The sequence below is a fragment of the Kitasatospora sp. NPDC057542 genome, assembly GCF_042801945.1.
Lineage (GTDB): Bacteria > Actinomycetota > Actinomycetes > Streptomycetales > Streptomycetaceae > Kitasatospora.
On the sequence record NZ_JBHVFE010000388.1, the window covers coordinates 1 to 8,657 of the forward strand.

The 8,657-nt window shown below is 72.1% G+C and carries 9 protein-coding genes; 6 read left to right on the plus strand and 3 right to left on the minus strand.

What is annotated here, in order from left to right:
- Positions 1 to 392: 392 nt before the first annotated feature.
- Genes ACFU7Y_RS33770 through ACFU7Y_RS33785 form a run of 4 tightly spaced genes read left to right on the plus strand, consistent with a single transcriptional unit; the run spans position 393 to position 3,078 of the window.
- Positions 393 to 1,397, plus strand: coding sequence for a hypothetical protein (locus ACFU7Y_RS33770; RefSeq protein ID WP_380770651.1), 1,005 nt, complete (start codon positions 393 to 395; stop codon positions 1,395 to 1,397).
- Between the two features lie 17 nt (positions 1,398 to 1,414).
- Entirely contained in the window at positions 1,415 to 1,729 is a 315-nt protein-coding gene (locus ACFU7Y_RS33775) for a hypothetical protein (RefSeq protein ID WP_380770652.1), read from the plus strand.
- A 57-nt stretch (positions 1,730 to 1,786) separates the two neighbouring features.
- The gene (locus tag ACFU7Y_RS33780) at positions 1,787 to 2,137 is read left to right on the plus strand and encodes a hypothetical protein (RefSeq protein WP_380770653.1); all 351 of its coding nucleotides are present in this window, start codon (positions 1,787 to 1,789) and stop codon (positions 2,135 to 2,137) included.
- 38 nt (positions 2,138 to 2,175) lie between these two features.
- Positions 2,176 to 3,078, plus strand: a complete 903-nt coding sequence (locus ACFU7Y_RS33785) for a sucrase ferredoxin (RefSeq protein ID WP_380770654.1) — start codon at positions 2,176 to 2,178, stop codon at positions 3,076 to 3,078.
- Between the two features lie 82 nt (positions 3,079 to 3,160).
- On the opposite strand, the gene ACFU7Y_RS33790 is transcribed toward ACFU7Y_RS33785, so the two are convergent.
- The 3 genes from ACFU7Y_RS33790 to ACFU7Y_RS33800 form a co-directional block, all read right to left on the minus strand.
- Positions 3,161 to 4,222, minus strand: a complete 1,062-nt coding sequence (locus ACFU7Y_RS33790) for an ABC transporter substrate-binding protein (protein ID WP_224280357.1) — start codon at positions 4,220 to 4,222, stop codon at positions 3,161 to 3,163.
- A 62-nt stretch (positions 4,223 to 4,284) separates the two neighbouring features.
- Complete coding sequence (locus ACFU7Y_RS33795) at positions 4,285 to 5,151, minus strand: ABC transporter permease (RefSeq protein ID WP_224280364.1); 867 nt, start codon at positions 5,149 to 5,151, stop codon at positions 4,285 to 4,287.
- Between the two features lie 16 nt (positions 5,152 to 5,167).
- Positions 5,168 to 5,974, minus strand: coding sequence for an ABC transporter ATP-binding protein (locus tag ACFU7Y_RS33800; protein ID WP_380770655.1), 807 nt, complete (start codon positions 5,972 to 5,974; stop codon positions 5,168 to 5,170).
- 327 nt (positions 5,975 to 6,301) lie between these two features.
- On the opposite strand from ACFU7Y_RS33800, the gene ACFU7Y_RS33805 reads away from it, so the two are divergent.
- Both ACFU7Y_RS33805 and ACFU7Y_RS33810 read left to right on the plus strand, forming a co-directional pair.
- Positions 6,302 to 7,897, plus strand: coding sequence for an ATP-binding protein (locus ACFU7Y_RS33805; protein WP_380770656.1), 1,596 nt, complete (start codon positions 6,302 to 6,304; stop codon positions 7,895 to 7,897).
- Positions 7,897 to 8,583 carry a response regulator gene (locus tag ACFU7Y_RS33810; RefSeq protein WP_224280351.1) on the plus strand — a complete coding sequence of 229 codons (687 nt, stop codon included), beginning with the start codon at positions 7,897 to 7,899 and terminating at the stop codon, positions 8,581 to 8,583. Before ACFU7Y_RS33805 ends, ACFU7Y_RS33810 begins: the two co-directional genes overlap by 1 nt.
- Positions 8,584 to 8,657 lie beyond the last annotated feature (74 nt).

An 8,657-nucleotide genomic window follows, 5' to 3' on the forward strand; every position in this document is an offset into this window, starting at 1 on the left:
GGGGCACCGGAACCATCCGGTGCCCCTCCGCTTTTTCGTGCCCGTACGACCGGGAATCCGGAAGGGTGATCTCCAATTCCCGGCCATGGCCGGGACTTTGCCATCCCATGGGTTAGGTTCACCGAACAGGTGCTCCAACAGCACATCACCACCCTTGGGGGTAGGGGGAGTTGGCCGAAGAATTCAAGATCGACATGGGCCGGATGAAAACAGTGTCCAAACAACTCGACGAGTGCGGCAACCGCATGGGGCCAGGACGAGGAGAAGGAGAAGGCTCGGGAGTCACGCGTCGAGGCCCCGGGACCGCTTCCGAAGCCCGCGTACCGACCGGCGTCCGCACCGTTCCTGAACGCCGTCGGCTGAGAGGAAGACTCATGGTCAAGGACCTCCGTGTGACACTACCCGTTTCGGGCGGACAGCTCGCCGCCATACCCGAAGTGGCCGAGGCGGCACGGCGGGCCGAGACGCTCTACGGGGTCAGCCTGCTGAACGACGACGTGGCCCGCAACGTGGTGATCAGACACCTGCGGCTACGGAACCGGCTGGACTCCTTCGACGAACTGGCGTTGCTGCTCATCATCATGGGCATAGCGGTCTCCTCGATCAGCGGCAATTGGGCGGCGGTGATCCTGGGGGTTCCGGCCGGAATCGCACTCTGGATATGGGACGCGAACCGCGGCTCGGCAAAGACCAACGCTTCCGTGCACTTCACCGCGTACATCGATCTACTGAGCCAGGCCAGGCGCGCGGGGATGCCCTTCCAGATTCCCGCCGAGTGGGGAGCCGACACCGATCGGGCCTCGTGGGAACAGGACGCCGCGGCCGCTCCGCGACCACCGACCGCCCCGGCCCCGTACCCCACTGCCCCGACCGCGCACCCCTCCGCTGCTCCCGCACCGTCCGGCTCGTGGTGGCCGACAGACGCCGTCATCGACCCGAAGTTCCCGGTGCTGCCGGCCGCCGCACTCACGCGCCACTGGACACTGGCCGGCCGGGCACGTGAAATCGGTGCTCCGTACGCCCTCGACTTCCTCAACGAACAGGCCGTCCGGGGACTGCTCACCACCTTGCGGCGCTGCCGCCACTGGCACCTCGCATGGAGGTCGGTCTCCATCCTGGCTCTGCTCACGGCCGTGACCGTCTTCTCCATCGGCCAGGATCCCTCTCACATCGAGCGCGCCCAACAGTTCCGATCAGCCGCCATCGGACTGATGGCCGTCGGTGTGTGCGCGGCCCTGCCGGCTCTGAAGACGTACCGGACCTGGCACCGCTCCGGGATGCACGACCACGCCAACGCCTACCTCGACCTGCTCATCGAGGCCCGCGCGTACGGCGTCCCGGTCCCCGTCCCGCCGGCCTGGCTGGACGTGTGCAACCGGATCCGCAAGCCCTCATGACCTCCGCGGAAGGCCCAATGTCCGACATTCCGACAGCCACCGGGGACACCCGCCTTCAGATCCGCTTCGTCGTCCCGCCCGCCTTCCACGAGGTCCCGGTGCTGGGCACCGACGACCAGGTGGCCGAGGAGCTCTGGGAGCTGGTCTGCGAGGTGCTGGCCTCCCAGCCCGAGGAGGTGCGGGTGCGCTGGGCGGTGGCGCTGGCGGAGCTGATCCCGCCGATGGCGGAGGCCGGGGTGATCCACGCCGGGATGTGCCTGGTGGACGTGGACGGCCGTCCGAGCATGGCCACGATCACGGCCTCGCTGTGCCCACTGGAGGGCACCGACTAAGCGGGCGCCGTCGACTTCCTGCTCACCCGGCTGGCCCTGTCCCGTCCGGAGGCGGAGGTGACGGCGGTCGAGCTGCCGGCCGGGCGGGCGGTGGCGGTGATCGACGCCGTCGCGACCGCGGTCGACGACGGGGCGACCCCGCTGGACGGCCTGGCGGTCCCGCTCGTCGACGGGGTACTGACCACCTCGGTGATCCAGGTGCACCTGCCGCTGCCGAACGAGATCGAGCTGCTCTCGCTGGAGCTGAGCACCCCCTGCCCGGAGGACTGGGTGCTCTACTCGGAGCTGTTCGCGGACGTCGTCCGCAGCATCCACCTGGAGTTCGCCGACCTCCCGACCGTCTCCGAGCCGCTGTACGAGATGGTGGACGAGGCGGTCGCCCAGCGGGTGAGGGCCGCGTTCGGGTGATCGAGTGAGGGTGATCAGCTGAGGGTAGCCTTGCCGGGGTGAGCACCTGTGCGACCGTGTCGCGTGAACTTTCGGAGCCGCTGGCCGCGACGGCGGCAGTGGCGACCACCTGGCTGCTGGTGGAGCAGAACGGGCCGTGGGGCGCGAAGGCGCTGGGCGAGAGCCACCTGGACGCGGCGGTCGGGCGGGCGCTGGAGGCGGCCGCGGCCGGGACGGGCGTGCGAGTGGCGCTGATCCGCCGGCCCGGGCGGCACGCGGACTGCCTGCCGACGGCGCGGCACGAGGTGATCGTGGCCCACTCGGTGCCGGGCCGCGGCTGGGTGCGCCGGGCCGGGGTGACGGACCCGGCGGAGCTGCTGGAGCTGGACTTCGCGGCGCTGGGGGCCGGCAACCACACGGGCTTCGGCACGGCGCACGTCGGCGGCCCGGTGGCCCTGGTGTGCACCAACGGGCGGCGGGACCGCTGCTGCGCACTGCTGGGCCGTCCGCTCGCGGCGGAGCTGGCCGCGGCCGGGCACAGCGAGGTGTGGGAGGTCACCCACCTGGGCGGGCACCGTTTCTCCCCCACCATGCTGGTGCTGCCGTACGGCTACGCGTACGGGCGGCTGACGCCGGAGAGCGCCAAGGAGGTGCTGGCGGCGACGGCGGCCGGGCACATGGTGCCGGAGTGGTCGCGGGGCTGCTCGGGCTGGGAGCGTCCGGGCCAGGCGGCCGAGCACGCGGTGCGGCTGGCCACCGGCGAGACCGGGGTGGACGTGCTGACGCTCACCCAGCGGCCGGACGGCGACGGCCGCTGGCTGGTGACGGTGCTGCACCGGGACGGCCGGTCCTGGGAGGTGGACGTGATCGAGACGGTGAGCGAGCCGGCGCGTCCGGAGAGCTGCGGCAAGGCGGCGGGGACACCCTCGCGGATGGACGTGCTGTCGGTCCGGGGCCGGTGAGAAGCGGCCCCGCGCCCGTGGGGGTGGGCGCGGGACCGCTACCCGCAGGACCGCCGCCGTCCAGGACCCGGCCGCCGAGGGCTCAGCCCGCGGCCTTGGCGACGAACTCCGTGGTGTACGTCTTCGACAGGTCGATCGACCCCTCCTTGCCCTTCACGTCCGGGTGGAACGCGGCGAGCACCGAGAGCACCGTCTTCGGCCCGTCGGCCGGCATCACGCCGTCCGTGGTGAACATCGGCAGCGTCGCCTTGATCGCCGCCGCGTACTGCTCGGCGCCGCCCTGCGCGTAGTCGGCGGGCATCTTCGCGGCGATCTCCTCGGGGCTGTGGGTGGACATCCACGTGAGGGTCTTCACGAAGGCGTTGGCGAGCTTCTGGGTGGTGTCCCTGTTCTTCTCCACCCAGTCGGTGTTCATGTACAGCGACGAGGACGGGTACAGCCCGCCGAGCGCCTCGCGCGAACCTTCGGGGGTGCGCATGTCGTACAGGATCTTGCCGAGGCCCTTGTCCAGGATGGCGGCGACGGTCGGGTCCGTGGTCATCCCGGCGTCGATGCTGCCCTGCTGGAGCGCGGCGATGAAGGTCTGGCCGGCACCGACCGCGATCGGGCTGAACTCGCTGACGGCGGTGCCGTTCTTGACCGCGAGGTACTTGGTGAGGAAGTCGGTCGAGGAGCCGATGCTGGTGACGCCGAGCTTCTTCCCCTTGAAGTCGGCACCGGACCTGACGGCGTCGGCCTGCTTGACGGAGACCACCTCGACCTCGCCGGGCGCCTGGGCGAACTGCACCACGGACTCGACCTTCTTGCCCTTGGCCTGGAGGTCGATGGTGTGGTCGTAGAAGCCGACCGCGCCCTGGACGTCCCCGGCGAGCAGGGCGGTGGTGGCGTTGACGCCGGCGGGCTCGGTCATCAGCTCGACGTTGACACCGGCCTCGGCGAAGTAGCCGAGCCGCTGGGTGAGCATCGCGGGCAGGTAGATGACCTTGTCCAGGCCACCGACCATGATCTTGACCTTGGGCCCGTCGACCTGCTGCCCGGCAGGGGCGGCGACCGCGCCGTGGCCGGCGGTGGCGGCGTCGTTGGCGCAGGCGGAGAGCGGGAGGAGCAGGACGGCGGCGAGGGCGGCGGCAGCGGATCTGCGCATGGGTGGTGCCTCTCTCTTCTTACGGCAGGGGGGAGTCGGCGGCTCTGACGGCGGCGCCGGGGTCAGCGCCCGTCGCCCGCGTCGGCGGGCTTCCAGCGGAACAGCTTCTTCTCGGCGAAGGTCAGCAGCCCCTCGGTGAGCAGTGCGACGACGGCGAGGATGGTCATGGCCGCGTACACGCCGGCCGCGTTGAAGGTGCCCTGGGCGGCCGCGACGAGCAGGCCGAGTCCCTTGGTGGCGCCGATGTACTCGCCGACGATGGCGCCGATCAACGCGAAGCCGAAGCTGACGTGCAGGCTGGTGAAGATCCAGGTGGTGGCGGCGGGGATGACCACCTGGAGGGTGACCTTGCGGTTGTCGGCGCCCAGGATGCGGGCGTTGGCGACGAGGTTGCGGTCCACCTCGCGGGCGCCCTGGAAGGCGTTGAAGAACACCGGGAAGAACACCAGCACCACCGCGGAGGCGACCTTGGAGGCCGGTCCCAGACCGAACCAGATCAGGAAGATCGGCGCGAGCACGATCCGCGGGATGGCGTTGAGCACCTTGATGTACGGCCCGAACACGTCGGCCAGGAAACGGATCCGGCCGAGCGCGATGCCCAGCAGCACACCGCCGATGACGCCGATCACCCAGCCGGTGAGGGCCTCGTAGAGGGTGTAGCCGATCTGTTCGCCGAGCGAGCCCTGCGCGGTGCCGTGGGTGATCCACTGCCAGATCTGGTCCCAGATCCTGGACGGCTGGGAGAAGTTGAACGGGTCGATGACGTCCGTACGGGCGCAGACCTCCCACAGCCCGAGGAAGGCGAGCAGCACCGCGACCCGGGCGCCGTAGACACCCAACCTCCGGTTGCGGGCGGCCCGTTCGCGCGCCTCGGTTCTCGTCGTGACGGCCGGGGGCTTCCCGGCGACGCCCGGCGCGGACTCGGGCACGGACGCGGACGTGGTCTCAAGCGGCACGACCCGCTCCTCTCTCCCGGGTGATGCGGACCTCTTCGCCGAGCGAGGCCCAGATCTCGCGGTACAGCTCGACGAACCTCGGTTCCAGCCGGACGGCCTCCACGGTGCGCGGGCGCGGCAGGTCGACGGTGAAGACCTCCTTGACGGTGGCCGGTCCGGCCGTCATGACGACGACCCGGTCGGCGAGCGCGATGGCCTCGTCCAGGTCGTGGGTGACGAACACCACCGACGAGCCGGTCCCCGCCCACAGCTCCAGCAGCTGGTCCGACATCAGGGCCCGGGTCTGCACGTCCAGCGCCGAGAACGGCTCGTCCATCAGCAGGATCGCCGGGTCGTTGACGAAGGTCTGGGCGAGCGCGACGCGCTTGCGCATGCCGCCGGACAGCTGGTGCGGGTAGCGGTCCTCGAAGGCGGCCAGGCCTACCCGGCCGAGCCAGTCCCGGGCCCGCTCCCTGGCCTCGGCGGCGGGCACGCCGCGGAAGCGCGGGCCCGCCATCACGTTGGACAGAACGGTGCGCCACGGGAAGACGGCGTCCTGCTGGAAGACGAACCCGACCTTGGGGTCGATCCCGCGCACCGGCTCGCCGTACACCCGGACCTCGCCCTCGGTGGGCTCCTCCAGACCGCTGACCAGGGTCAGCGTGGTGGACTTGCCGCAGCCGGTGGGGCCGACGACGGCGACGAACTCGCCCTGGGCGACGATCAGATCGAGATCGCGGACCGCGGTGTGCAGCGCCCCGGAGGGGGTGCGGAACCGTTTGGTCGCGCCGGTCAGCTCGATCGCCGGGGTGCTCATGCCCCACCTCGCTTCGCTCGGCCGGTGCTTCGCACGAGTGGCACCTCTCGATGGTTCACTCGCCGTGCTCGCTCACGCATTCGATCCTCCAGGGTCCGTGTGGCTGCCCCGGAAAGGTAGGAGCGGGCCCGGCCCCGGCGGGAGCCTTCTTCGCGTAGTGCGACTTCTGCGCATAGGGGGTGTTCTGCTCGTTTTGCTTCCGCTACAACTGCGGGGACGCGGCTGACAGAAACACCCCGGAAACATAGGGTGTCCCGACCCCACCCGCAGGCGCCCCGACCGCCCCGAGGACGCCCGATCCCCCGCAGCCGTCGAGAGGAGGCCCGGATGAAGCTCTCCCGTCGGCCCCGCCGGGTCTTCGCCCAGCTGCTGCTGAGCCAGACCGTCGTCACCGTCGGTGTCACCGCCGTGACCGCCGGGCTGTTCCTGGCCCCGGTCAGCAGCGAGCTGGACCACGACGCGATGCAGCGGGCGCTGTCGATCGCCCAGGCCACCGCCGCCGACGAGAGCATCGCCCGGGCCGCCGCCGACCGCGACGTGGTGGCCGCGCAACGCAACGCCGAGCAGATCCGGCTGGCCACCGGCGCCAGCTTCGTCGTGGTCACCGACCTGGACGGCATCCGGCTCTCGCACACCGACCCGGGCCGGATCGGCCAGCGGGTCAGCACCGACCCGGAGCCCGCGCTCAGCGGCCGCAGCGTCACCGCCATCCAGGAGGGCACCCTGGGCCGCACCGCCCGCGGCAAGGTGCCGCTGCGGATGGCGGACGGCCGGATCGTCGGCGAGGTCTCGGTCGGCATCAGCGACGACTCGATCCGCCGCCGGCTGCTGAAGATGCTCACCGGCATCCTGCTGTGCGCGGGCGCCGGACTGGCCGCCGGGACGCTCGCCACCCTCCTCATGGCCCGCCGCCTCAAGCGCCGCACCCACAACATCGCGCTGGCCGACATCTCGGCGCTGCTGGTGGAACGGGAGGCGATGCTGCACGGCATCCGCGAGGGCATGGTGGCGCTGGACGAGCGCGGCCGGATCCGGCTGGCCAACGACGAGGCCCTGCGGCTGCTCGGCCTGCCCGAGGACTGCACCGGCCGCCCGATCGGCGCGGTGCTGCCGCCGGGCCGGCTGGCGGACGTGCTCGCCGGGCGGATCGCGGGCGCCGACCTGCCCGCCGTACGGGACGACCGGGTGCTGGTGGTGAACCGGATGGCCACGCCCGAGGGCGGCGCGGTGGTGACCCTGCGGGACCGCACCGAGCTGGAGTCACTGGTCCGCGAACTGGACACCACCCGCAGCCTCACCGAGGCGCTGCGGGCCCAGGACCACGAGCACGCCAACCGGATGCACACCCTGCTGGGCCTGCTGGAGCTGGGCCGTCACGAGCACGCGGTCGCGTTCATCTCGGAGCAGTCCGGCTCGCACGCCGTGGTCGCCGCGCGGATCGCCGAGCAGGTGCAGGACCCGCACGTGGCGGCGCTGCTGGCGGGCAAGACCTCGGTGGCGGGCGAGCGCGGGGTCCGGCTGGCGCTGGCCCCGGCGGCGCACCTGCCCGACGCGGTGGTGGACGCCCGGGCGCTGGTGACCGTGCTCGGCAACCTGATCGACAACGCGGTGGACGCGCTGGCCGCGGGCGGCGGGGGCCGGGTGGAGGTGAGCCTGGCGGCGGCCGGCCCGACCCTGCTGCTGCAGGTCGCGGACAGCGGCCCGGGCGTGCCGGAGGACCTGCGCGAACAGGTCTTCGAAGAGGGGTGGACCAGCAAGGACGCGCCCGCGCACCGTCCGCGCGGGCTGGGGCTGGCGATGGTGCGGCGGCTGGTCGAGCGGACCGGCGGCCGGATCGTGCTCGACACGGGGCCGCTCGGCGGCGCCCGGTTCACCGTCGAGCTGCCCGAGGCCCTGCTCACCACTCAGCTCGCGGAGGCGTGATGATCGACGTACTCGTGGTGGACGACGACTTCCGGGTCGCGGACGTGCACGCCGCGTACGTGGCCAAGGTCCCGGGCTTCCGGGTGACCGGCACCGCGCACTCGGCCGGGGAGGCGCTGGCCGCCCTGGAGCGCCGACCGGTGGACCTGCTGCTGCTCGACCACCATCTGCCCGACGAGACCGGCCTGGCCCTGGTGCGCCGGCTGCGGGAACGCCAGGTGGCCTGCGACGTGATGATGGTGACGGCCGCCCGGGACGTCTCGACGGTGCACGCCGCGATGCAGCACGGCGCGCTCCAGTACCTGGTCAAGCCGTTCACCTTCGCCGGGCTGCGGGAGAAGCTGGTGGCGTACGCACAGCTGCGGCACGCGCTCGCCGCCCCGGCCCGGGAGGCCGGCCAGGACGAGGTGGACCGGCTGTTCGCGACCCTCCGCAGCGCCGCCGCCCCGGCCGGGGCGCTCCCCAAGGGCCACTCCGCGCCCACCACCGACCTGGTGATGGGCGTGTTGCGCCGGGCCGGCCGGCCGCTGTCCGCCCAGGAGGTCGCCGACGCCACCGGGCTGAGCCGCTCCACCGCGCAGCGCTACCTCAAGCAGCTGGAACGGGACAGCCGGCTGCGGCTGACCCTGCGGTACGGCGACACCGGCCGCCCCGAGCACCGCTACGGACTGTCGGCCCGGGCGTAGCCGCGCGCCGCCGGCCAGTGGCCGGACATGGGGCATCACCGCGGGCACGGAGAAGGGCAAGCTCCTCCACGAGC